We start from the raw sequence: 25,268 nt of genomic DNA on the forward strand, positions 1-25,268 counted from the left end.
TCCCTATGGACACGCTGCTGTCACGCGATATTCACCGTGGGTTTGGTCAACGGACATCAAAGTTCTTCACGTCCATGACCTAAGATGTGAGGCCATAAACTGGTTCTTTGAGATGGGACTAACCGTTCCGGAAGTCGCCTCGATTTCAAAAATATAGTATCTCAACATGCTTATGCGGTATGCCCATGCTGACACAACAAGACCGGCAAAGACGTTTGAAGCTGGAAAGTAGTGGGCTTTCGATATCTTCCTTCAAGAAGAGATCGGAAAGTATAATTGAAAATATATGACTGATAAGGACGTCAGTCCAACTCCCTCAGCATTTCAAATACGCTCCTAACCTGTAAAACTACCTGCTTCCGAGCGAAATTGAATTTCCTTTTGTAATAATCCGTTGGTCTCAATCGTGGTACCGGTTCGTTCATTGGAAAGGCGATACCAGTGTATCTCGCATTGGACGACGGGCTGTCGCAGTCATATTTGTATCGACGCGTTGACCAAGCAGCATCAGCCATCACGTAAGTGTTACTGTTCACACGAAAGGCATTTTGCAACCCCGTACCAGCAAATACACGTGTACCGGTTAGTTTAGAGATTTCCATCAACAATTCTTTTGCTTGTCCGACCTTACATCCAGCGAGATGAATATACCCGTCCTTGTCAAATCGGCCATTCAGACGAAGAAACTCTTGGCGCCAAGCGGATTTCTTACCTGCCCTGTCGAGCAGGTCCATATGACTAACGTCATCTGAGCCAAACTCCTGAGCAACAGAGTCTCCATGATCAAATATGCGAAGAACACCGATTTTTTGGTTTGGTTTTAGGTTTTTCAGAATGTGGTCGATCACTTGTTTCACGCTGGTCATCTCGACTTCGCCGAGCATAGTTGCGGCGACTAATTCACCATAATATTTGTCGGCATCACGATGACTATCCAGCCGTGTATCAACAAAATCGAAATCTACAACGTTTGAATTGTCAGACATTATTTTATGATCCCACCATTACTCAGCAAGAAGAGAATTAAAGTATTCGAATGGTGTCAGCAGTGATCGGGGTCACTTATGGACGGATCGAATACCGGGATACCTTTAGGATCAATGAATTTTGTTTCGCTTAAAGGAACACAGTGAATATCGCTTCAGGAGGTCTACGAGCTCTGGGCACCTCAGCTGAAGACTCCGGCCTCGTTTGCGACAATTATCGAACGAAACTGGCACTGTTTGTTCAGGCATTGCCTTTCGAGTCGCAATTGAAACACTGGCCAACTGCAAGTTCTGGTAAGCACTAAGATCAATCCTTCATTTTTTTATTTCGTGAACTCAATAACCTTGAGAAAAATCAAGGACCTAAATTCACATCCCTGAAAATAAGACACGTATAACAGTGGGGGAAAATATGGTCGAAATTTTTAAGAACGACACGCCTGGAACGGCTACCGATCTTGGAACACTGGCTTTTGCAAGCAATCTGCCGACAGACGTCATTGCAAAAACAAATGTCTGGGAGACCGACGGTGTCTTTGGGGTTACATCCCCGCCGATCAGCGACGACATCTACGATTATTACTCGTTTAATCCTTATCAGCTTGCCTCTGTCCGGGTGACCTTTCATGGCAGAACGGTCGGGGATTATGCAAACTTTGTGTCCGTCTTTCCTGTTCAGGGTGTTTCAAGGATTGAAGGCGATATTAACGGCGTATGGACCGGCGGTGAACATACAGGTTCGTCCTTCGGACAAACCACTGTCCAAGTCAGCGAACTGTTTGCCGAGGGAATTCGGTCCGAATACTCGCAGATTGACACATCCGCAGCGACAACCGCACTTAACGAGTTTCCCGATTCAGAGGCAATCTGGCATTTGACCGGTGAAACTGTGATCCTTCAGGTGACCGGCTACGAGTACGATGGCTCAACAGATCAAATCATCACCAATGGAGGTGTTCCTGGCGAAGTTGATTTCCGCCTGGAAATTTATCCTCATGTCGGGGCCATTCCGGAGGTGCCGGACGAACCGGACACTCCAGACGTGACCCTTCCCGTGGATACACCGGATGCCGACAGCAGCCCCTATCAGGTCTATCGGTTCTACAACACTTTGACGGGGTCGCACTTCTTTACGACCAGTATCGAAGAACGCAACTCACTCATTACCAACTCGCCGACCATGTCCTATGAGGGCAATACGTTTGATTCCAATGCGACGGCGTCAAACGGCGGCACTGCTGTCTACCGGTTCTACAACACCAGCACTGGGACGCATTTTTACACCGCGAGCGCAGATGAAGCGGCCAATATCCGAAGCAATCTTCCTCAGTTCAATGACGAAGGCATTGTTTACTACGCTCATACGTCTGCGGATAGCGGCGGCACAGCGCTCTACCGGTTCTATAACACTCAGAACGGCAGCCATTTCTACACAACGTCCGAGACAGAACGGGACAATACAATCAACACCCTAGGCCATTACAACTACGAGGGCGTGGCCTACTACGTTGATCTGGCATAGCAACACCAACTTCCTGACCGCTCTCACTTAGCCTGACGCAGTTGCAGACCGCCTTGCCTTTCCCGCATCTGCTCCACCGCTTTAGACAAACACTTCTGGCAAAAAAGCCTTTCGGTAGGCTTTGCTCTCCTCCGGCTGTATGATCTGAATGTGGTGCTAGAGTATCCGTTTTGATCAAGCCGGGTACTCTAGGATCACCACTCAGACCAGCAGAGCGGAGCCGGAAGGATATGGAAGAACGTCAGACTGCTACACAGGCGTTGTCAGATCCGGTGCCCGGCACCTCAGACCTATCAGGCCTGTGGGCCTTTGGCCTCATCAGCGCGCGTACGGGTGAACCGCTGATTTTCGAAGGCGGCGAACACCAACTTGATACCAGCCTGATCTCTTATGGGTTTAACCAGGTCACCGACAGCAACGGCACCGTGCAAGCCGCTGCAGCAGCGCCATTTTCCGGCGGCGAACAACTCACCCTGCTGACGACACCGCTGACCGACACCAATACAATTGAATACGCCCGGACCTTGGCGATCATGGCGCCGATCCGGGATGCCATCTTGTATCAGTACGAGCAAACCAGCCGTGTGGAGTGGGAGGTTCTGACCTCGGTTCTGACACTCAACGGTCTCAAGACTGCAGCTGCCACGTCGTCAAGCGCAACATTGCTTTCGGCCCGTGAAGTCTATGACTATGTCGCGACCGGTCCAACCGACGGCAACCCGGTTCTGCAATTTCTTGAAGAAGCTGAGCTGGAGCTAAAATGCCTCGGGTTCACCAATTTCAATTTCACCAATCCCGAAGGTACCAACCATTGTGATGAAACCGGCCTGACGCAGGGTGCCGGCATCCGCACGTCCGCCGTTCTGGACAGCGGCGTTGATGAAGTCTTTTACCTTCGCGAAAATGCGGACCTTGCAGCGGCCGGACTGGACGGCTCCAATCACTATGCGGCGCATGGGTGGCGCGAAGGGCGCGATCCAAATGGCTGGTTTGATACAGACTGGTATTTGCAACAAAATGCAGATGTAGCGGCCGCAAATCTCAACCCGCTTGAGCACTATCTGGCGCACGGCTGGAGTGAAGGCAGAAACCCGTCAGAGCATTTCGATGGCGCCGCTTACCTTCAAAAAAACACTGACGTTGCCCTGGCCGGCCTTGATCCTTTAAGCCACTGGCTCAGTTTCGGTATTGCAGAAGGACGTGACTGGATCTTGGGGTAACTTGCATCTGATTTCTGGATGCAGCGCCAGCTCGTCCCGAACCAGTGATGTTTCATCTCGTCGGCTCCCTGTCCTCGCCTAGCCTCGTGAGGAAAAGGAGGTTCGAAAGCTGAATTCTACATAACACTTTCCATCACCAGCAGAACCGTTGCCTTGTCCGTCAAAGCTTCGTAGCTGTGCGCGACATCGCCTGGAAAACGGTAATAGTCGCCAGCGTCTAGCGTCTCCAGTTCGTTGAGAGGTCCGACCCGCACTTGCCCCTGAGCCACAAAGACATGTTCGACGGTTCCCGCAGGGTGGGCCTCCGCTTTCCGGATGGAGCCTCCGGACAGATTTGTCCGGTAAAGATCCCTCCGGCGTCCGGGCGGACAATTTGACAAGAGCGTTGCGCAAAAACTCGCACTTTCTGAAGAGACAGGCTCGCCTTCTCCGGACCGAATGAGCGTCTTATCCGGCGATGCCGTCTCAAACAGGAAACTGAAAGGAACGTTCAGGGCATTGGCAATCGCCCACAACGTTTCAACGCTCGGATTGCCTTGCCCGGCCTCCAATTGAGAGAGGGTCGATTTGGCCAGTCCTGCCTCTTTGGCAAGAGCGGAGAGGCTCATATGCGCCTTGGCCCGTTCCCGCTGGATGGATCTGGCAATCAGATCGATTGGCGTCATTTTACCCTGCTCACTTCGACAAGCGTTCATTTTATCATTCAGTCGTTCGATTTGACAAACACTCTTAAATCGTTCATTTCTACGAACAACGTTCTATAAAACGAACAATTCAGAGCGTTTTGTCAACAACACCGCAACGCACCACTTCACTTTGAGCTGATACCATGAACGCAGTTAGCGAAGAAAGCACCGGCCTCGTTACCGGCAGTTCGGGAGACACCTTCCGCTCTGACATGACCGACGGCGTGAAGGATTCCATGCCGATCTTATTTGCGCTGGTCCCCTTTTCTGCCGTCTTCGGGGCCATCGCCCTGGAAAACGGTTTAACCGTCCCAGAACTCCTGCTCGCCTCTATGTCCATCTATGCGGTCGCCAGCCAGTATGTGATGGTGGATCTGCTTGTTCAGGGCGTTCCGGCTTGGTCCATTGTCTTGGCCGTATTCGCAATCAATTTTCGGCACGTGCTCTATTCGGCAGCCATCGGTCGCCATATGAACGGCTTCTCAGGCTTTCAGAAGGCGCTTGCGTTTTTCGTCCTGGTCGATCCACAATATGCAGCGTCTGAACGGCGTGCTGGCAACCAGGGACTGCGGCCAGCTTACTACTTTGCCTTCGCCGGTTCGGTCTATATCACTTGGATCGCGTCGAACTGCCTTGGAGCAGCATTTGGATCCTTGATCACCAACCCGGAGGCTCTGGGGCTGGACCACATCCTGCCGCTTTATTTTGCTGGCCTGGTGGCGGGCTTTCACAAGCGGCCCGGGTTCAGTGTCATTTTGCTGACCAGCGCTTTGACCTCAATCCTTGCCTTTTACACTGTCGGCAGCCCGTGGCACATCACGCTTGGCGGTATTGCTGGCCTGGCCGTTGCAGCAGCAACCAGCCGCCCGGAAGGAGAAGCTTCCCATGGATAACACGGTCCTGATTATCTGCCTGTGTGCTGCGGCAACCTATCTCACGCGGACCGGCGGGCACTTGCTGCTTTCCAATTTCGGGAATTTGCACCACCGCGCCGAAGCCGCTCTCAACGCCGTACCCGTGGCAGTTCTGACGGCGCTTATTGCCCCGGCAGCAACGACCAAAGGCCCGGCTGAGGCAATTGCGATCGCGGTCACTGGATTGTTGTCGCTCCGCTTTTCCCTTATCGTCAGTGTTTCTGCGGGGCTCGCAAGCGTTGTTCTCCTGCGGATGTCAGGGATTTAATCAAGAAGCAATATGCAGGCAAAAATTTACGGCAAAGGGTCTCCGGTCATTGTATTGCATGAATGGCTCGGAGATCACCGGAATTGGGAACCCATGCTGGAGTTCTGCAATTCAAAAGGGTTTGAATTTCACTGTTTGGACCTCCCCGGATACGGCAACTCAGGGCCTCATTCACCCGAACCGTCAGCTGCCGCAATTGCGGAGGAAATCCTGAAATATGCATACAGCCGGGACCTAGCGGCGTTCTCTCTTGTCGTTCACTCCATGAGCGGCTTGATCGGTCACCAGCTTGGCGTGACATCGCCGGAGCGTCTGAAAAACCTGATCTTCTTTTGCCCGGTACCGCCGGGCGGTTTCCAAGCGTCCGCAGCCGACCAGGAAAAAATGCAAGGCGTCTCCAATGACCGCTCCGCAATTCGTCAGGCGATCCTGGCTCGTGGCGGGCATCTGGAAAGTGACGAATGGCTGGACCGCAAGGAAGAGATCGCCTGGACGGCATCAAGCCCTGAGACCAAGCGCGCTTACTTGAAAATGTTCCTTGCACCCTTATCGATGCCGCCACAAAAAACGGCTTTGGAAAAGGCGTACATTTTCTGCGGCGAGGCAGATCTTCCGTTTTACCGGAAACCCTCGCTCGAGCCAAAATTCGCCCCCTATTATGCGAACCTTGAAATCGTTTCTCTTGAGAACTGCGGCCACTATCCCATGTTGCAGAAGCCAAAAAACGTGGCCGCCGCCCTTCTAAAGTGCTTGAGCTAAGCTGCATTCGCAGCAGGCTTTGCTTCACTTGCTGCCAGCTCTTCGTGCGTCGAGAGAAACACCTAGCTTAGATATCGATTGAACGGGCAATCAGCTCCTTCATGATCTCGTTGGTCCCGCCGTAAATCATCTGCACCCGGGAATCGGCATAGATCCGGGCAATTGGATATTCCATCATATAGCCATAGCCGCCATGCAGTTGCAGGCATTCGTTGGCAATTTCGTTTTGGACTTGCGTACTCCAGTATTTGGCCATGGACGCGGTTGCCGCATCCAAAGTGCCTTCGTCCATACGCGCGATACAGTCATTGACGAAGCTGCGCAGCACCTCAGCTTTGGTCTTGCATTCAGCCAGTTTGAAACGCGTGTTCTGGAAATCCATGATCCGCTGACCAAAGGCCTTACGATCTTGCACGTATTTGACGGTTTCATCGATGGCAAAGTCGATCACGCCCAGCGCGAGGCAAGCAATAATCAAGCGCTCCCATGGCAGCTGTTTCATCAGCTGATAGAAGCCCTGCCCCTCTTCACCGCCTAAGAGATTTTCCGGCGGGACGCGAACATCTTCAAAGAAGAGTTCCGAGGTGTCATTGGCTTTGCAGCCGAGTTTTTTGAGATTGCGGCCACGGGTGAACCCCTCCGCCCCGTCCGTCTCAAGAACCATCAGCGACACCCCTTTGGCACCTTTAGTCTTGTCGGTCTTGGCTACAACGATAATCAGATCAGCTGTCTGGCCATTGGTGATGAAAATTTTGGAACCATTGAGAACGTAATCATTGCCGACCCGTTCAGCCACGGTTTTGACGTTCTGAAGGTCGGATCCGGTACCCGGCTCCGTCATGGCAATCGCACCGACAAACTCGCCGGACGCCAGCTTGGGCAGCCAGCGTTCTTTCTGGCTCGGGGTACCGTATCCGGCAATATAGTGATTGACGATCGATTGGATCGAAAAGCCCCAACTGCTTTCGCCCTTCCGGCCCTGCAAATAAGCGGTCACCGCATCGAAGCTGACCGGACCGCCGGCACCACCAAATTCTTCAGGAAGGGCCGCCCCCAGAATTCCCGCTTCGCCCGTCTTGGTCCAAAACGAGCGGTCGACGACGCCCTGATCGTTCCAGCTTTCGATATTGGGCACCATTTCATCGTCCAGCATGCGGGACGCTGCATCATAAAACAGGCGATGTTCTTCCTGAGGCCAGGATGCGGTGGCGGAAAAAACGGACAAGACAACCTCCCAAGTCGAAACTGACGTTTGCGGCAACCTAGGGCCAGCTGTTATGTTTTGTCAATTTTCTAATTGAAGGTTCGATGAGCCGAAGCGATGACCTGCGGCAGACCTGCCTGACGATAGGTTCGGGGTGTGACACCGATCCAATCCTTAAATGCACGGACAAAAGCGCTTGTTTCGCTAAACCCCAACTGAGCCGAAATTGACTCAACACTTTGATCCGTTTCGGCCAACAAACGGCAAGCGTGATCCCGTTTGACCTGAAGGCGAATAGCGGGAAGTGCGCAGCCTTCCTTTTTCAGGCGCCGGCGCAACGTATAGACGGGCATTTCCAGATGTTCTGCCAAATCCTCCATGGAGGGCAGCTTTCGGCTTTCTTTGATCGCATTCTCTAGCAAGCTGGAGATTTCCAAAGACGTCCCTAAATAATGCTCGACAGGAAAAAACGCATCCATTGGTGTTCGGCGTGCCCAAGCCTTGGCCGCAATTTCGGCTCTGCAAAGCGGCCGGGACAACTCATCCAATGGGATAGAAAATCCGCTTGTAGAGGCTGCGAATGCTGGCTCCGCATTCGGAAACAGTAGCGAATAACTCCCTGCCCAATCAGGCCTGGTATAATCGAACCAGATAGAATTTACCGGCAACGAAGACGCTGACATCCACTCCAGGAGCCGGTGCATCAAGATCAGAACCGCTTCAACTCCAAATTCCGATCTGGGAAATTTCGGATTAATGCGTTTAAGCTGAAATCTGCACTCGGCTCCGTTTGTAAAGAACGAGACAGTGAATGTGTTGTCCAGCATGTTCATGAAGTCGGACAAACGCTGAAACCCGTCACCTAAAGTTCGTCCATGGGAGACATGCGCAGCTAGAAGTGCAAGTGTTCCAACTCTTTGCGCCCGTTCCATCTGGCCGGCATATTCATCATTCATCAGCAGAGATACTGCGCGGCTCAGGCGGACAAAATCCTGCACTGTTGCTTCCGGCGATATCCTATCAAACTTTGCAGCGCGCAAAGCATCAGCCAAATCAAATCCGGCTTCCTGATAACCGCTCATAAGATTGGACACCATACCGGCGTAAAGTGACGTCATATACGATTGTTAGTTTATGTCTGTTTTTTCGAAGTGAGCTTGTCATGATTTCGTTCACCTGTCGACCCGCCCGCTTCCTCTACTGTTAGATGGAAGACGGATGAACAACGCCCGCCTCCTTTTTGCAACGAGCTGTAATCACACCCCGTCCAAACCAACACGCCCTGCTTAGATTTATACAAAACCCCCTCATTCTTAAAAATATCGATATATTTGTTGATTCAAATTAAATATCGCATATTCTGAAGAAAATTCGCGGGAGGACACACCATGTACAAGACTTTAAAAACAACAACCCTTGCGATGGGCATGCTGGTTATAGCGGCAGCTGCACAGGCGGAAGAGTTGCGGATCGGTACTGCGAGCTTGGGCGGCGCTTTTTATCCGATGGGGCAAAGCATCTCGAACATGGTCAACAAATATGCTGGCGGCGATCTGTCCATGGTTCCTGTGGTCACCGGCGGTTCGGTTCAAAACCCGCGGTTGATCGACAGCGGTGAAGTCGAAATCGCTATTACCAACAACAACCTGGCTGTTTTGGCGACCAAAGGCAAAGGTCCTTACAAAAGCGGCGTTATCGATATGAGCGCTGTCGCAGCGCTGCATCCAAGCGTTCTGCATATGATCGTTTTGGACGGGTCCGACATCAAAACAATCGAAGATTTAAAGGGAAAACGCGTCGCAGTTGGTCCAGCGGGTGGCGGGACCCTTGGTTTCATGAACTTTGTTCTGCCGCTGCACGGCATGTCGATGGACGACATCGTGCCCAGCTTCCTGTCCTATTCGGATGGCTTCAGCCAGCTAAGCGATGGAAATGTTGATGCAGCTTTTGCCCTATCAGGCTATCCAGCCGGTGCGGTCATGCAGGCAGCAGCAGGCAACAAACTGCGCTTCATCAACTTCTCCGACGGCATGCTGGACAAGGCGCTTGAGAAAAACGCAGCCTTCAAGGCTGTCGAAATCCCCGCGGACGTTTATAGCACTGCCCAAGCGGGCAACATGATCGGCGTCAACAACATGCTGATCGCACCCAATAGCCTGTCCGCCGACACTGTTGAGAAGATCGTCGCCGCCGTCTTCGATAATCTTGGCGAGCTTCAAGAAGAGAACGCTAACGCAAAGCAGATCGATCCAGCCAACTCGTTGAATCTGGCCATCCCGCTGCATGAAGGCGCAGCACGCTACTTCAAAAAATAACTCCCAGGTACCACTTGAGCACGTCTCCAATTGGCGGGAGGCGTGCTCCTTTTTTTCAAAGGCAATCACGTGCCGAGTATTTTCTCCAGACTCTCCGCTGTGAATGGGACCAATCTTATCGCAGCTGCGGCTTTCGGCCTTGGAGCCTTCCATCTGGCCACCGTTTCGGGTTTGATTTCTATTTCGACCATGCCCTTGCGGCTCATTCACGTGGCCCTCGCGTTTTCACTTCTGTTTGCGCTGAAACCGGTCAGCGAGCGTTTGAGCGGCACACGCGTAAACCAGGTCTTGTCGGCCGGGTTGATCGCGGCAGTCTTAGCTGCAAGCCTGTGGCTGATTTCCCGCTGGAAAGCGATTGCCTTCAGCGGTGGCCTGACAACAGACGGCGATTTTTATGCTGGAGCTGTCATTCTTCTTCTGGTTTTTGAAGCCGCCCGGCGCGGCATTGGCCTCATCCTGGCACTGATCACTCTGACCTTCTTCTGTTATCCCTTCCTCAGCCCTTACCTCCCAGGTCTCCTTCACGGACGTGGATACAGCTTTGAACGGATGGTCCTGTTCCTGACAACGGACACCCAAGGCGTCTACGGCATTCCGATCGGAGTTGCCGCCACCTACATCATCGTCTTCACGATCTTCGGCGCGATGTTGTCACGTTTTGGCGCCAGCGACTTTTTCTTCGAGATTTCAATTCGTTTGACGCAAGGCTTGCGGGCAGCCAGTGCCAAGTCGGCCGTCCTTTTCTCAACCCTCATCGGCATGGTTTCCGGTTCTGCAGCAGGGAACGTTGCGGTCACCGGCACGGTCACAATTCCGATCATGAAACGCGAAGGTTACGCACCGCATCAGGCAGGCGCCATCGAAGCCGTCGCCTCTACTGGAGGGCAGTTGATGCCGCCGGTCATGGGGGCCGCAGCGTTCATCATGGCCGAGATTGTCGGTGTTCCCTATACCAGCGTGATGGCAGTCGCCATTCTACCGGCGTTGTTATTCTTCGGCTCCGCGTTTTTTGTCGTCCATATGCAGGCAGTCAAATCCGGCATTGAACCGGCCGACACCGACCAAAGCGACGGCCGGCCAATATCAGCTGTGCTTTTGCAAGGCGCCCCCTTCATTGGTGCTTTTGGCATCCTTTTAGCGCTGATGCTTGTCGGGTTTTCTCCCTTCAAGGCGTCCCTTTGGGCGATGGCTGTGTTGATCGCACTGGATATTGTTCGATCCCGAAAGGTTGATCTGGAGCTGATCAAAAAAATTGCTCAAAGCGTTTCGGACGGTGCGCGCAATGTCATCACGATTTCAGCGGCCTGTGCCGCTGCGGGAATCATCTCCGGGACGCTTGGCATCACAGGCCTAGGATCGAAGATCGCGCTGTTGATTGACATCGCGGCCAACGGTCAATTGTTCCTGGCGTTGATCTTCACAATGGTTGCCTCAATCATCTTAGGTATGGGACTGCCGACAACGGCTGCCTATCTCATCCTGGCAACGGTTGTTGCGCCCGCGCTGGTGAAGTTCGGCGTGCCGATGCTAACAGCGCATTTCTTCGTTTTCTACTACGGCTGCATCTCGACGATCACACCTCCCGTCGCCCTTGCCTCCTATGTGGCAGGCGGCATCGCAGGTGCGGATGTCAATAAGGTCGGCTGGACAGCTGCCTCTTACGCAACAACAAGTTTCGTCCTGCCGTTTGCCTTTGTCTTTGGTCCCGGGCTTTTGATGCAAGGTGGATTTACAGACAACATAAGCGCTGTCGTCACTGGCTTTGCCGGTGTCGCCTGTGTAGCCGCAGGTGTCGTTGGTTGTTTGCTTTCGCCACTCAGCCCACTCAACCGGACAATCGCAATCGCCGCCGGACTTTGCTTGCTGATGCAAACGATACCGACCGCCGCAGTCGGCGTCGTTCTGCTTGGTTGGCTGTTGTTTCAGCAGCGGTCAGAAAAACAAATTTCACTTAAATCCTGACGATACACGGAATAAACATGGCGAGAGAATTCAGACGCGTTGTCACCGGGCATGATGAGAACGGAGTGGCGGTTGTTGAAAGCGATAATATCGCGACCCACCGGCTGCAGCGGCCCAACCGGCCCGGCGTGACACTCACCAATTTTTGGCTGTCCGCTAGCACACCTGCGGAATACGACGGCCCCACGGAAACCTGTGACGGACCATTTATCCTGCATCCGCCGAAAGGTGGCAGCGTATTCCGGGTGGTCGAATTCATGCCGGAGGATCCGGAGGTTCTTGCCAAACTGGATGGAAAGGCCGCTTTTGCCGAAATGGGCGCCGGCGCCAACATCGTCGAGGGTGCGCGCCACCCATTTATGCACCGGACCGACAGCGTCGATTACGCGGTCATCATGACTGGCGAAATCTACATGTTGCTCGACGAGGACGAAGTACTATTGAAGGCGGGCGACGTTGTGGTCCAGCGCGGCACCAATCACGCTTGGTCAAACCGGGGAACGGAGCCCTGCTCCATTGCGTTCATTCTCGTGGATGGTGTCACCCAGCGAGATGCACCAGCAGACCAGCAAAAAGGCATTCCAGCCCGCTGAAAGGTTGTCTCAAAATGCAAACATCACTTCGGCGGCTCTGACGGCTGCCGAAGCCCGGTTTTCAACACCGAGTTTCACGAAAATCTGCTCCAGATGCTTGTTCACCGTGCGTGGGCTAAGGCTCAGAATTTCACCAATATCCTTGTTCGACTTGCCCTTCGCAATCCAGATCAGCACTTCGGATTCCCGCTGTGTCAGCGTGAATTCCTGCTGAAGTGCGTTTACCTGCCCATCTTCATCATCCGCTGTTACCCGGAAGAGGTTCTCATCCGAGCCAACCCGGCCGAGCGGGTGGAGCTGGACAGCCAGATCCTCAGACAATCCGAGCATGAAGTTGGTGCGCCGGGATGCCTCCTGGCCGCTGTCCATCCAATCGCCCAATGCCCGGCCCAGCTGAAACAGGCTCGCATCGGCATCTCCGGTGCGCGCTAAGAGTGTCTGAATTTGTGGAGTTGTCCAAAGAATTGCGCCCTCTGAAGAGACCGCAACCAGATGGCGCCCGGAAGCGTCCATGGCAACATGCGCGCTTTGCACTGAGCGCGCGTTTTTCAAATGAACCTTGATACGTGCCTTCAATTCGTCAACGTCGATCGGCTTGGTGAGAAAGTCGACACCGCCGCATTCCAGCGCTTTGACAATATGTTCGGTTTCAGACAGGCCGGTCATAAAGATCACCGGTACGTGCTTGAGGCCTGGATGGTCCTTCAATTTGCGGCAGGTTTCAAATCCGTCCAGTCCGGGCATGACCGCATCCATCAAGATTGTGTCCGGTGTCACCCTTTCGCAAACAGACAAGGCCGCCTCCCCGCTGGTGGCCACCAACACGGCAATTCCGGTTTTCTTCAGGGCTTCGGTCACAAATCCGAGGGAGTCTGGACTGTCATCCACCACAAGCACCGTGTCACGGCGGTTATCCATCCTGCTCCTCCAATGCGCCCAAGACGTCCTTATATCCGTCGAAATCAAATCGGCTGAGATGCTCTTGCAGCGTATCGACCAATGCTGAGTTTTCGGGATCACCGGCAAGTTCAGTCAGTTTGGCCTCAATGCCCTCGACGTACCCGATTTCCGCCAGGCTCAACAGATCAGCGATATGGCGCCCCCCCGGGGACTGAATTGTCTCGTTTGACGGCTTAGCCACTGCCGGCTCACTTTGAACCTTTTCCGACCACTCCACCCCAGTGTGCTGCTGGATGAGATCTAGAAGTTGGTGAATGTCGAAAGGCTTGGCCAAGGTGGCTGTGTGATGATCAGGACCCTCCGGCCGGAGCGCCTGATCGCCGATATTTGCCGACAACATGATCACCGGCGCCGTTTCTTTTTGGGTCCGGAGCTTTGCCACCAGCTCCCAACCGTTCAGCCCGGGCATCAGGATATCAACCAGGTAAAGATCTGGATGGAGAGGCAGGATCGCTTCCAGACACTGCTGCCCGCTTGCAGCTTCCAGGACGGCAAATCCGAGCGGGTCGAGTATGTCGCGCACCAGAGCACGATGATCGGGGTTGTCATCAACCACAGCAATGAGCCGCCGCTGCCCCGCATAACCGCTGATCCGTTTTTCCCGCCGTACCGCGCCCACGGGTTTGTCGACAGCGGCCAGCATCAGGCGCACCTCAAAACGCGCACCTGCGCCTTCGCTGCTCGACAATGCAAGGGCTCCGCCCAGCGTTTCAGTCAGGAGTTTCGTGATAGTTAACCCGAGCCCAAGACCAGGGGTCCGGTCTGTCTTGGCGTCTTCGCTGCGCCCGAAAGGCTCGAAGATTTTTGTCTGCTCGCCCAAGGCAATGCCCGGCCCGGTGTCTTCAACCACAAAGCTGGCCACCTGGGACCGGTAGGACACCTTTAGGGACACACTCCCCTTTTCGGTAAACTTGATCGCATTCGACAAAAGATTGACCAGGATCTGGCGGAGCCGTTTCTCGTCCGTGCGCACAATCGCCGGCAAGCTGTCTGACCGTTCAAAATGAAACTCCAGCCCTTTGGCCCGCGCTTGCATCCGGAACATATCGACGATCTGGTCAAGGAAGTCATGACAGTTGATTTCATTAGAATAGACCTGCAGCCGGCCGGCTTCGATCCGGGAAATGTCCAGAAGGCCGTCAATCAGGCCCGACAAGTGTTCGGCGCTGCGCCGAATGGTCGTGACGGCAGGCTTGCGCGCTGGGGGCAAGCTGTCATCACGCTCCAGCACTTGGGCATACCCTAAAACCGCATTGAGCGGTGTGCGCAATTCATGGCTGAGACCAACCACATAGCGGCTTTTGGCCAGGTTCGCCGCTTCGGCCTCTTCCTTGGCTGTCTGGAGCGCCGCGTCGGTCACCCTATGGGCGTTAATTTCCTTTTGCAGAAGAGCGTTTTGGCGGGCGGATTCTTCCTCCGCTACATGGCGGGTATCATGAGCAAGTACAAGGAACCAAGAGGCTATGCCGGCTGCAATAGCAAAAACGAAGAAGATCAGAGCGACGATTTCGGCAAGGATCCCGGCTGGATCTCCAAGACGGCTGGCAGCTTGGGAATAGATGATCCAAAGCACAGCCCCAATTGCCGCAATCGCGAACATAGCCGTCAGCGCATAACGGCCGAGCCGGGTTCGGAAGACCTCCAACACGGGCACCGGGAACACGGCCGCCGCCACCGTACCAAGCTGGTGGTTCAGGCGGGCTTTGGGCTTGCAGGAATCATGACAACGGGCATCGAGCGAACAGCACAAAGAACAGATCGGCGCCTGATAGGCCGGACAATAGGCCATGTCTTCCGGCTCAAAGGGATTTTCGCAGATCGAACAGGCGATCTGGTCGATGCTTTGCCAGCTCTGACGCGGCTTGCGGGCCAGATAGAACTTGCCCTTTGTAGCCCAAGCAATCACTGGTGCAGCGACAAAGGCAACAATCATTGCCAGGAAGGTCGACAAAGCTGCGGCCGTTTCTCCAAAATGACCATAATGCGCAACAAGCGCGATCCCTGCCGCCAGCAGCATCGCACCAGTGCCGACCGGGTTGATGTCATAAAGATGTGCGCGCTTGAACTCGATCCCGGGTGGCGACAAGCCAAGCGGTTTGTTGATAAAAAGATCCGCTGAAATGGCTGACAACCACGCCATTGCGATGATGGAAAAGACTCCTAGTGTCTCTTCCAAGAGCCGGTAGATCCCAAGCTCCATCAACAAGAGCGCAATGCCGACATTGAACACCAGCCACACCACGCGTCCGGGATGAGAGTGGGTCAGACGGGAGAAAAAATTCGACCACGCCAGCGACCCGGCATAGGCGTTCATGACGTTGATTTTCAGCTGCGCGACCACCACAAAAGCGGCCATTAGCAACAAAACAACAGTCTCGTTGGGGATCATGTACCCGAAGGCAACAGTGTACATCCGGGAAGGATCATCAGCATGCTCAACTGGAACGCCATGAGAGAGCACCAGAACGGCCAAGAAAGATCCAGCCAGCATTTTGGGCGCCCCAAGCACCACCCAACCCGGCCCTGCCAGAAACACGGCAAGTTTGTGCCGACGGCGCGCATATTCCTTGGATGGAAGGAACCGAAGGAAATCGACCTGTTCACCGATTTGCGCCATCAACGCGAGAATGACGGCTGATGCCGCTCCGAAACTGACAAGGCTGACACTATCCCAGCCACTGTCCGGAGCTTTCAAGGTACCTGTTGCCGGATCAATACCTGAAAAACTCAGCCAGGTTCCGATGGCCTGCCAGTCGGTCAACACGATGAATACAAACGGCAGGATGTTCAAGATGATCCAGAACGGCTGGGTGGCCAATTGAAATCGGCTGATCCAGGTGATGCCGTGGGTCACAAGCGGAATGACGGCCACGGCGCTGACGATGTACCCCAGCCAAAGTGGCACGCCGAAAGCGAACTCCAGCGCCCCGGACATGATCGAAGCTTCGATTGCAAACAGGATGAAGGTGAAACTGGCGTAGATCAGCGACGTAACCGTTGACCCGATGTAACCGAACCCCGCGCCGCGGGTGAGCAGATCGATGTCCACGCCATAACGCACCGCATAACGGCTGATCGGCAGTCCAACCACCAGCAGTACAAAACTGCCAACAAAGATGGCGAGAAACGCGTTTGCCGTTCCGTGCGACAACGTAATCGCGCCGCCAATCGCCTCTAGAGCCAGAAATGAAATGGCTCCGATTGCCGTTTGGGAGATGGCTCTGGACGAAAACTTACGGGCACTTTTTGCGGTAAACCTAAGTGCATAGTCCTCAAGGGTCTGATTGTTGACCCACTTATTGTATTGACGGCGGATCGGCACGATGCGTTGCCGCGCCGTCACTGAGCTGCCTCTTTTTTGTTCAGCTGCCGCTTCGCCAGGCAGTCATCAGACGCCATCACACCAACAATAACCTTTTTGTGTTTCGTCGGCTGAAGCAAAGCAATTTCCGCGCCACAGCCGAAATACCAGTGGTGTAGCGGGCCATATTTAAAACTTTAAAGTTCAACCCGAGGAAGAGATAACTATCTCAAGTTGCATTGACAATATTCACAATTAATAACAAAAATTATCTTCTATATTATCCAAATACGCTACCTGTTCATGTTTTAAAAACTGAATCATGAAACATAATATATGAAATAAAGAATCAAATGAAAAGTATATCTACACTTCGTGATAATTATACTTATAGAATTTCACACGATGAAGTTTTATACTAATTGTATCACAAAAATTATTTTACATATCAAACGTTACCCAATGAAGAAACAAAAATACGAAATCTATCAACCTATAGGTGAGGCAAACGCCAAGACACTAAAACAGCAAAGAGAGAGCCGAGGTACACATGCAGAAGTCTATGTTCATCACCGCAGCCCCCGTAGGCGCCGTTCCGAAACGCCTGAACGCCGAAGATCCCAAGTTCCTTTCCAAAGATACCCTTGCGCAATTGACCGTCGATGCAGCGCAGGCGGAAACCTCTTTGCAGGATCTCTTGACACACAATGGCTGGGAGACGGTCGGCTCTGGTGGTTTTCATATCAGCTTCACCGCCATGCATCCGGCAAATAGCCTTCCTGAGACCGTATTTGCAAACCTGCCCCGCGCTTCGGCCTTTAAACTCGCCTCTTTGCTGTTCACGCAAGGGTGGCGCTCCGACCGCCAGGGAAAACTCTTCTGGCCATGGGGCCGCCCAGGCGGCAGTTCCTACATCCCGCCGTCAATGGCCAATGACATTCGCGCAATACCAAATGCCGAATCCGAAATACTAGAGGCCGGTTGGACCGTTTGCGATGTAGGCGTTTGGCAGCCAGGCCGAGGCTGTTCCCCGTACCTGCCGGTCTCACCGGAAGACATTGTCCGGGAATCCTTGGCGTGCTTTCAGGCCGGTGCGGCCATCGTCCATCTGCACACCCGTGATATGCAAGACGAAATCATTCTAAGGTCACCGGACGGTTCTGTGGCTGCGCGGCTGTCTCAGCAAGCCAATTGCATAGATGTTCCGCAGTACGATCAAATCATTCCTGCGGTCTCGAGACATTTCCCGGAAGGAGTTTTGAACATCTCCACAAGTGTGCGTGGCAGCCGGTCTGATTTTGACAGTCCTAAAAGACGTTCGGCGCTTAAGCGCTACGATGTCGCCCAGCGTGTTCCTGATATCGCAACCTTCAGTCCCGGCAGTGTGCGTTTCAAAGCCGGAGGCGGCTACGAAAACAATCCCGGTTTCCTTGCCGATCAAGCAGCACATTTGCGGGAGTTTGGCATCCGACCAGAAGTCGAGGTGTTCAACCAGACAATCCTGGAGCGGGCGACGGGGTCTTGTGCCGGACTTTTGAAAACCTGCGGTGAACCAATTCTTTTCATGCTGGTCGCCGGTGTCGACCAAGTCGGCGAACATGCAGACGGCGGTCTTTACGACGATTCCCTGATCCCAAGTCCGATCAAGGACGAAGCCATCCGGCTTCTGAAAACCTGCGGAGTTTCTGAAGCCGAGCAAGCCGCCCAGTTGCTCATCGATGGGCTGAAGCCGGCCGTCCACAAAATCCGCAGCCGCTTCTCGGACGCCATGATTTCAATCTTGCTGCCTGGCCCGTTGCAGGCTCTCATCGTGGATGTTGCCCTGGCGCTGAACCTCGACGGCATCCGGGTCGGATTGGAAGATTCTCTAACGATACCCGACCCGCTGGTGCCCGGCGGCAGCCGAAAGGCCCTGGGAACTTATGAGCAGGTCGACCTGGTCTATCACCGCCTGTCCTACCGCAATGTGCGGATCATTACTTCTTCGGAGTTGAAAGACATGCTGGGCCTGACGAACGCTCCGGCCCCCTTGCAAGAAATCGCCTAGCCGATTGTTGCCACTGCTTTGAAATGGAACCGGCAGGAGAGCCATGCTCTCCCGCCGGTCATCTGTTAGTCAAACCTCAGCAAAGTTCGATTACTCCGCTTGAGACCCATGCTCTTATGTTTGTGCCAAAGCGCCAACCTTTGCCCGCTCCTGATGCAGCCCTTTCCAAAGGGCAAAACACATGAGCAGCAGCACGACTGCAAAGGGTATCCCTGTCGTGATTGCTGCCGCCTGAAGCGCGGCCAGGCCGCCTGCAAGAAGCAGAACAATCGCCACCAGACCTTCAAAGACTGCCCAGAATATCCGCTGGACCACGGGCGCATCCAGTTTACCACCAGCTGTGATTGTATCGATCACCAACGAGCCGGAATCAGATGAAGTCACGAAGAACACGATCACCAGCACAATCCCGATAAAGGATGAGACGGCTGCCAGCGGCAGAACTTCGAGCATGGCAAACAATTTCAAAGGCAGATCGACTTCAGTCACGGCAGTGTAGCCATCGTTGACGATCTGGCTCAAAGCTGTTCCGCCAAAAGCGGTCATCCACAACACGCATGCGAGCGACGGGACTAGGAGCACACAGGTGACAAACTCACGGACCGTCCGTCCTTTCGACACGCGGGCGATGAACATGCCGACAAATGGCGACCAGGAGATCCACCAGGCCCAGTAAAAGGCCGTCCAGCCGTTGTAGAAGTTGGTGTCGTCCCGGCCGACAAAGTTGCTGAGCGCCGGAAGATATTCGACATAGGCGACCAGGTTGGTAAAGAACCCGGTGAGGATGGCAACCGTCGGACCAACAATGATGACAAACAGAAGCAACAGCGCAGCCAGAACCATGTTGATCTCACTGAGGCGTTTCACCCCGGCATCCAGCCCAGCCATGACCGAAACCAGCGCAATTGCCGTAATCGCAGCGATCAGGACAACTTTGCTCGTTGCAGATACCGGCACACCAAACAGATGATTCAGACCGGCAATCGCTTGCTCTGCTCCAAAACCAAGGGAGGTAGCCAAGCCGAAGAGCGTTGCAAATACAGCCAATGTGTCGATGAGGTGACCGAGCGGTCCCCAAACAGCTTTTCCGAAAATCGGATAGAAAGCCGAACGGACCGTCAACGGCAGGCCGCGGTTATAGCAGAAGAACGCAAGCGCCAGACCAACGACCGCATAGATCGCCCAGGGGTGCAGGCCCCAGTGGAATATGGTCGCGGCCATACCAAGCCGCATCGCCTCGGCTTGATCACCAGCAGCGCCTGCTAACGGTGCCCAGCTTTCCGCAGTTCCCGCGTTGTCGGCTACGCTGGATGAATAGTGGGAAATAGGCTCCGACACGCCGAAGAACATCAAACCGATGCCCATACCAGCGGCAAACAGCATGGCGAACCAGCCGGAGTAGCTGTAGTCCGGCTTTGCATCTGCTCCGCCCAGGCGGATCTTGCCATAAGGAGATACGATCAAAAACAGACAGAACAGAACAAATACGTTGCCTGCTATGATCAGCAGCCAGTTGAAATACTCGGTCACGGTCGGGCGCAACCAGCCGAAGAACTCTGTTGCCCCCTCCTGGGCAAGAGACGTGGCTAGCACAAACAAAACGATGACGGCTGCCGAGATGATGAAAACCGGATTGTGAACATCCAGTCCCAGAAATTTCACATTATGCTGACCGGCTCTGTAGCCGGTGTCATTGTCTACAGACATAACTCCCCCTTGGGTGTGTCGGTTCTCCAAGATATTTGGGCCAGTGCACATCCGCTGACTGAAGCGTCCTCCCGCTTCAACGTTCAGCTTCTTAGCTGTTTTCAAGCACGCTGGGCTTACCGCGTACCACTCAGCCTTTTTCTGCAATTAGGAAATCACACCGCTGCAACGGCCCCACAAACCAATGCGACAATGGGCGGTTGAAATACGACCGTATTGCCGATTGCCTCGTCCCAAGCGAAGCGGGCTTACGTCAATTGACGTATGTCGCAGCGCAGCAATCCGGCGCACGATCCTTTCCCGACAGCGGCACTCCTTCCAGCCGCCACTCACCGGCATGGGGCCCGGTGACGTCATAGACGAGGGGAAATTCGATGACATCTACATTCAAGAAGCTCGCGCTTACAGGCTTGATGGCCTCCACCATGATCGGTGGCGCTGCAGCTGAAGAGACCATCAAGGTCGGTATTCTGCACTCGCTCTCCGGCACGATGGCGATTTCTGAAACCACGCTGAAAGACGCCATGCTGATGCTCATCGAAGAGCAGAACAAAAAGGGCGGCCTTCTCGGCAAGAAACTGGAAGCTGTTGTTGTTGACCCGGCATCCGACTGGCCGCTGTTTGCCGAAAAAGCCCGCGAGCTGATCGAAGTGAACGGTGTTGACGCTGTCTTCGGTTGCTGGACGTCTGTCTCCCGCAAATCCGTTCTGCCGGTCTTTGAAGAGCTGAACTCCCTGCTCTTCTATCCGGTTCAGTACGAAGGCGAAGAGTCTCAGCGCAACGTCTTCTACACAGGCGCGGCTCCAAACACCCAGGCTATCCCGGCTGTTGACTACCTGATGAGCGAAGAAGGCGGCTCTGTTGAGCGCTGGGTTCTAGCCGGTACCGACTATGTTTATCCGCGCACAACCAACAAGATCCTGGAAGCTTACCTGAAGTCCAAGGGTGTTGCTGAAGAAGACATCATGATCAACTACACGCCGTTCGGTCATTCCGATTGGCAGACGATCGTTTCCGATATCAAGACCTTCGGCTCGGCGGGCAAGAAGACCGCTGTGGTTTCCACCATCAACGGCGACGCCAACGTTCCGTTCTATAAAGAACTCGGCAACGCTGGCATCAAGGCTGAAGACATCCCGGTTGTTGCCTTCTCCGTTGGTGAAGAAGAACTCGCAGGCCTCGACACCGAGCCGCTTGTTGGCCACTTGGCTGCCTGGAACTACTTCCAGTCCGCTGACACCGACGCAAACGCCGAGTTCATCGAAACATGGCAGGCATTTGTTGGCGACGAAGACCGCGTTACCAACGACCCGATGGAAGCCCACTACATCGGCTTCAACATGTGGGTCGAGGCCGTCAAGAAGGCCGGTACAACAGACTCTGATGCTGTGATCGACGCGATCGTTGGTGTGTCTGTGCCGAACCTGACCGGCGGTTACTCTGCAATGATGCCGAACCACCACATCACCAAGCCGGTGCTGATTGGCGAGATCCAGGACGACGGACAGTTTGAGACCGTCTGGGAAACCTCCGGTCTGGTCGCTGGTGACGCGTGGTCCGACTATCTGGAAGGCTCCAAGGATCTGATCGCCGATTGGCGAGCTCCGATGTCCTGCGGCAATTTCAACACCGCAACCGGCAAATGCGGCGGCTCCGGCTCTTAAGGGAGGAAACGGAGTTGGGGCGGGCTTTGATGGGGGCCCGCCCCGATTTTCTTCTAACTCACACCCTCATGCCATGGCTTGACCATGCCTGCCCTCGGCCTGATCGGGGATCATCCATTCCGTTTCCTGGCACCGTGCGCGGCTGAATTTGCGGAACCGAAACGGAATGGATCACCGGATCAGATCCGGTGATGACGACTGAGTGTGAGGTAAGGCTCAGACCCGTTTAGCGAGCATCTGAAAGCCAAAACGCTTACACGGCCTCTCAAGCGGAGAGGCAGATATAAAAAACTCATGCCGGTGGGCCGATGTCCTTATTGAAATCCTTTCTCGTTCTTCTGTGCCTGCTGACTGGGTTTTCTGCCTCAGCTTCCGCACAAAGTGCTCCGGAAACGCTTCGCTCCTTGATCAACGAACTGGCCAAGGGAAAATACAAGGAAACCGAACAGCAGATTGGCGCACTCGCCGCGACCGGTGATCCTGCTGTTGCTCCTGCCCTTGAGGCGCTCGGCGCTGGCAGCCTTTATTACCGGAAATCGGACAATCTGGTCTTCATCGCGGAAAAGGACGGCAAGTCCTTCAACCTTACAGACCCTTTGACGCTGGAAACAGCCGGAATCGCTGGCAAGCGCGAGGTCAAGAAGATTAAGGTGAATAACAAGCTGCGCCGGGTCATCCGTGCTGCGCTTGGCTCCTTGACACTGCAAGCGGTTGATCCAGCGGTTCGCATGACCGCCGCCCAATCAATTTTCAAAGCTCAAGATCCTGAAAAAATCGAAGCGCTGGATGCTGCTCTTGATACGGAAACCGACGAAACGGTCCGCACTGTCATGGAGCAGGCCCGGGCGGCTGCCATTCTGAATTCAGATCTTGATGATGCTGACAAACTGGCGGCCGTTGAAACGCTGACAGAAATGGGCAACCGCGACGCCCTGTCCTTGCTGATCAATGTTGAAGCCCGCTCTGATGGGGCGCTGAAAACCGCCGCCGCATCGGGTGTCGCGAAAATCCAGAAATCCATTGCAACGTGGGATGCCGCGCAGAACGTCTGGTATGGCCTGTCGCTCGGCTCTGTTCTTCTTTTGGCCGCTATTGGCTTGGCCATCACCTTCGGTGTGATGGGCGTCATCAACATGGCGCATGGCGAAATGGTGATGATCGGGGCCTATGTCACCTTTGTCGTGCAGGAGCTGATCCGGACTTCCGCGCCGGGCCTTTTTGAGTATTCTCTGTTCATCGCCCTGCCGCTCGCTTTCCTGGCCTCCGGCTGCATCGGGATTGCCATTGAGCGCGGTGTGATCCGCTGGCTCTATGGCCGCCCGTTGGAAACACTGCTCGCCACCTGGGGCATTTCGCTGATCCTGCAACAAGCTGTCCGCTCCATCTTCGGGCCAACCAACCGTGAGGTCGGCAATCCGGACTGGATGTCCGGTGCGTTCGAACTCGGCCAGATGACCATCACCTATAACCGGATGTGGATCATCCTGTTTGCCTTTCTGGTCTTTGCCGGTCTGCTGCTTGTCTTGAAGAAAACGCCGTTTGGCCTCTACACACGGGCTGTCACCCAGAACCGGCGGATGGCCGCTTCCATGGGCATCCGCACGCCCTGGATCGACGCTTTGACCTTCGGCCTGGGCTCCGGCATTGCAGGGATCGCGGGTGTTGCCCTTTCCCAAATCGACAACGTCTCGCCCAACCTAGGCCAAGGCTACATCATCGACAGCTTTATGGTCGTGGTCTTTGGCGGCGTCGGCAATCTCTGGGGCACACTCGTCGGCGCCATGACACTCGGTGTGGTCAACAAGTTCCTTGAGCCTTATGCCGGGGCGGTTCTCGCCAAAATCCTGGTGCTCGTCTTCATCATCCTATTCATTCAAAAGCGTCCACGGGGTCTGTTTGCCCTCAAGGGCCGGGCAGTCGAAGCATGATGACCTCCTTTCTATTCCGCGCCATGGACGCCCGGGCCGGGATTTTCCTGACGATCCTTGCTGCCGTCATTCTCTTGGTCCCGGCCGGAAACCTACTGGTTCCGGAAAGCTCTCCGTTCCATGTGCCAACCTATGCGGTCGCGCTGATGGGCAAATACCTGACCTATGCCCTCCTGGCGTTGTCCGTGGATCTGGTCTGGGGCTTTTGCGGAATTCTGTCACTCGGACACGCGGCCTTCTTCGCGCTCGGTGGATATGCCATGGGCATGTATCTGATGCGCCAGATCGGTACGCGCGGCGTATATGGCGATCCGGTCCTGCCGGACTTCATGGTGTTCCTGAACTGGGATGCCCTGCCCTGGTTCTGGTACGGCTTCGACATGTTCTGGTTTGCCGCACTGATGGTGGTTCTGGTTCCCGGCGCCTTGGCCTTCATCTTCGGCTGGTTCGCCTTCCGCTCCCGCGTTACAGGCGTATATCTCTCGATCATCACCCAGGCGCTGACCTATGCCCTTCTCCTTGCATTCTTCCGCAATGACATGGGCTTTGGCGGCAACAATGGCCTGACGGACTTCAAGGACATTCTGGGGTTTGACGTTCAGGCGGACACGACGCGGGCCGCACTTTTCGCTACCTCCGGGATCACACTGGGACTGTGTTACCTCATCTGCCGCGCAATCACCCGCTCCAAACTCGGCAAAGTTCTGGTTGCCGTGCGCGATGCGGAAAGCCGGACGCGCTTCCTTGGCTACCGGGTCGAACACTACAAGCTATTTGTCTGGACCATTTCAGCTATGATGGCAGGGATTGCCGGGGCGCTCTATGTGCCGCAGGTCGGTATCATCAATCCGGGCGAATTTGCTCCTGCCAACTCCATTGAAGTTGTGATTTGGGTTGCTGTTGGCGGACGCGGCACGCTTGTCGGCGCAGTCCTTGGCGCGGTCCTGGTCAACTTCGCCAAGACCTGGTTCACAGCCGTCCTGCCCGATGTCTGGCTGTTTGCCCTCGGCGGCCTCTTTGTTGTTGTAACCCTCTTCCTGCCGAAAGGCATCGTCGGAACCATCGGTCAAGGTTGGACAGCCCTAAAGCAACGCAGGATTTCCGCGGAGGCGGAAAGCGGCTCTGGTACACCTCCGGTCGCACCACCACAAAGTCCGGCAGCACCTGCCAACGTCGCAGCGGCGCCGAAAGGTACACCTCTTTCAGCCGAACCCCAACCTGCGGAGTAACTC

The 25,268-nt window shown here is 54.5% G+C and carries 19 protein-coding genes; 12 read left to right on the plus strand and 7 right to left on the minus strand.

The features are described 5' to 3' along the window. Positions 1–302: 302 nt before the first annotated feature. The gene (locus FJ695_RS24420; RefSeq protein WP_141187872.1) at positions 303–986 is read right to left on the minus strand and encodes a DUF4347 domain-containing protein; all 684 of its coding nucleotides are present in this window, start codon (positions 984–986) and stop codon (positions 303–305) included. A gap of 412 nt (positions 987–1,398) precedes the next feature. Here FJ695_RS24420 and FJ695_RS24425 point away from each other — a divergent pair, with 412 nt between their 5' ends. Then, positions 1,399–2,508: a hypothetical protein gene (locus tag FJ695_RS24425; protein WP_141187873.1), complete on the plus strand. Its 1,110-nt coding sequence runs from the start codon at positions 1,399–1,401 to the stop codon at positions 2,506–2,508. Positions 2,509–2,738: 230 nt separating this feature from the next. Continuing rightward, complete coding sequence (locus FJ695_RS24430; RefSeq protein ID WP_141187874.1) at positions 2,739–3,728, plus strand: hypothetical protein; 990 nt, start codon at positions 2,739–2,741, stop codon at positions 3,726–3,728. A 116-nt stretch (positions 3,729–3,844) separates the two neighbouring features. On the opposite strand, the gene FJ695_RS24435 is transcribed toward FJ695_RS24430, so the two are convergent. Beyond that, complete coding sequence (locus FJ695_RS24435; RefSeq protein ID WP_141187875.1) at positions 3,845–4,393, minus strand: helix-turn-helix domain-containing protein; 549 nt, start codon at positions 4,391–4,393, stop codon at positions 3,845–3,847. A 164-nt stretch (positions 4,394–4,557) separates the two neighbouring features. On the opposite strand from FJ695_RS24435, the gene FJ695_RS24440 reads away from it, so the two are divergent. Genes FJ695_RS24440 through FJ695_RS24450 form a run of 3 tightly spaced genes read left to right on the plus strand, consistent with a single transcriptional unit; the run spans position 4,558 to position 6,355 of the window. Beyond that, positions 4,558–5,307, plus strand: a complete 750-nt coding sequence (locus FJ695_RS24440; RefSeq protein ID WP_141187876.1) for an AzlC family ABC transporter permease — start codon at positions 4,558–4,560, stop codon at positions 5,305–5,307. Next, a complete protein-coding gene (locus FJ695_RS24445) occupies positions 5,300–5,596 on the plus strand; it encodes an AzlD family protein (protein ID WP_141187877.1) in 297 nt (98 codons plus the stop codon). Before FJ695_RS24440 ends, FJ695_RS24445 begins: the two co-directional genes overlap by 8 nt. 12 nt (positions 5,597–5,608) lie before the next feature. Further along, positions 5,609–6,355 (plus strand): alpha/beta fold hydrolase, encoded by a 747-nt coding sequence (locus FJ695_RS24450; protein WP_141187878.1) that lies wholly within the window; start codon positions 5,609–5,611, stop codon positions 6,353–6,355. A gap of 67 nt (positions 6,356–6,422) precedes the next feature. On the opposite strand, the gene FJ695_RS24455 is transcribed toward FJ695_RS24450, so the two are convergent. Both FJ695_RS24455 and FJ695_RS24460 read right to left on the minus strand, forming a co-directional pair. Then, positions 6,423–7,580 carry an acyl-CoA dehydrogenase family protein gene (locus FJ695_RS24455; RefSeq protein ID WP_141187879.1) on the minus strand — a complete coding sequence of 386 codons (1,158 nt, stop codon included), beginning with the start codon at positions 7,578–7,580 and terminating at the stop codon, positions 6,423–6,425. A 68-nt stretch (positions 7,581–7,648) separates the two neighbouring features. Then, positions 7,649–8,677, minus strand: a complete 1,029-nt coding sequence (locus FJ695_RS24460) for an AraC family transcriptional regulator (protein ID WP_141187880.1) — start codon at positions 8,675–8,677, stop codon at positions 7,649–7,651. 270 nt (positions 8,678–8,947) lie between these two features. On the opposite strand from FJ695_RS24460, the gene FJ695_RS24465 reads away from it, so the two are divergent. The 3 genes from FJ695_RS24465 to FJ695_RS24475 are packed head-to-tail and all read left to right on the plus strand — an operon-like array spanning position 8,948 to position 12,429. Next, positions 8,948–9,874 carry a TAXI family TRAP transporter solute-binding subunit gene (locus FJ695_RS24465; protein WP_247653726.1) on the plus strand — a complete coding sequence of 309 codons (927 nt, stop codon included), beginning with the start codon at positions 8,948–8,950 and terminating at the stop codon, positions 9,872–9,874. A gap of 42 nt (positions 9,875–9,916) precedes the next feature. Next, positions 9,917–11,836, plus strand: a complete 1,920-nt coding sequence (locus tag FJ695_RS24470) for a TRAP transporter fused permease subunit (protein WP_247653727.1) — start codon at positions 9,917–9,919, stop codon at positions 11,834–11,836. Positions 11,837–11,853: 17 nt separating this feature from the next. After that, positions 11,854–12,429: a cupin domain-containing protein gene (locus FJ695_RS24475; RefSeq protein ID WP_141187881.1), complete on the plus strand. Its 576-nt coding sequence runs from the start codon at positions 11,854–11,856 to the stop codon at positions 12,427–12,429. Between the two features lie 9 nt (positions 12,430–12,438). On the opposite strand, the gene FJ695_RS24480 is transcribed toward FJ695_RS24475, so the two are convergent. Next, positions 12,439–13,347: a DNA-binding response regulator gene (locus FJ695_RS24480; protein ID WP_141187882.1), complete on the minus strand. Its 909-nt coding sequence runs from the start codon at positions 13,345–13,347 to the stop codon at positions 12,439–12,441. Further along, a complete protein-coding gene (locus FJ695_RS24485) occupies positions 13,340–16,732 on the minus strand; it encodes an ATP-binding protein (RefSeq protein ID WP_141187883.1) in 3,393 nt (1,130 codons plus the stop codon). Before FJ695_RS24485 ends, FJ695_RS24480 begins: the two co-directional genes overlap by 8 nt. Before the next feature lie 508 nt (positions 16,733–17,240). Between FJ695_RS24485 and FJ695_RS24490 the strand changes: the two genes are divergently transcribed. Next, positions 17,241–18,737: a 3-keto-5-aminohexanoate cleavage protein gene (locus tag FJ695_RS24490; protein WP_141187884.1), complete on the plus strand. Its 1,497-nt coding sequence runs from the start codon at positions 17,241–17,243 to the stop codon at positions 18,735–18,737. 114 nt (positions 18,738–18,851) lie between these two features. Here FJ695_RS24490 and FJ695_RS24495 read toward each other — a convergent pair whose 3' ends face one another. Further along, the gene (locus FJ695_RS24495) at positions 18,852–20,444 is read right to left on the minus strand and encodes a BCCT family transporter (RefSeq protein WP_209010801.1); all 1,593 of its coding nucleotides are present in this window, start codon (positions 20,442–20,444) and stop codon (positions 18,852–18,854) included. A gap of 374 nt (positions 20,445–20,818) precedes the next feature. On the opposite strand from FJ695_RS24495, the gene urtA reads away from it, so the two are divergent. From urtA to urtC, 3 genes are all read left to right on the plus strand, one after another. Next, entirely contained in the window at positions 20,819–22,108 is a 1,290-nt protein-coding gene (gene urtA, locus FJ695_RS24500) for an urea ABC transporter substrate-binding protein (RefSeq protein ID WP_141187886.1), read from the plus strand. Between the two features lie 308 nt (positions 22,109–22,416). Continuing rightward, positions 22,417–24,036 carry an urea ABC transporter permease subunit UrtB gene (gene urtB, locus FJ695_RS24505; RefSeq protein ID WP_141187887.1) on the plus strand — a complete coding sequence of 540 codons (1,620 nt, stop codon included), beginning with the start codon at positions 22,417–22,419 and terminating at the stop codon, positions 24,034–24,036. After that, positions 24,033–25,265, plus strand: coding sequence for an urea ABC transporter permease subunit UrtC (urtC, locus tag FJ695_RS24510; RefSeq protein WP_141187888.1), 1,233 nt, complete (start codon positions 24,033–24,035; stop codon positions 25,263–25,265). The genes urtB and urtC overlap by 4 nt, the downstream gene beginning before the upstream one ends. Positions 25,266–25,268 lie beyond the last annotated feature (3 nt).

It is taken from the genome of Labrenzia sp. PHM005, assembly GCF_006517275.1.
Taxonomy (GTDB): Bacteria; Pseudomonadota; Alphaproteobacteria; order Rhizobiales; family Stappiaceae; genus Roseibium.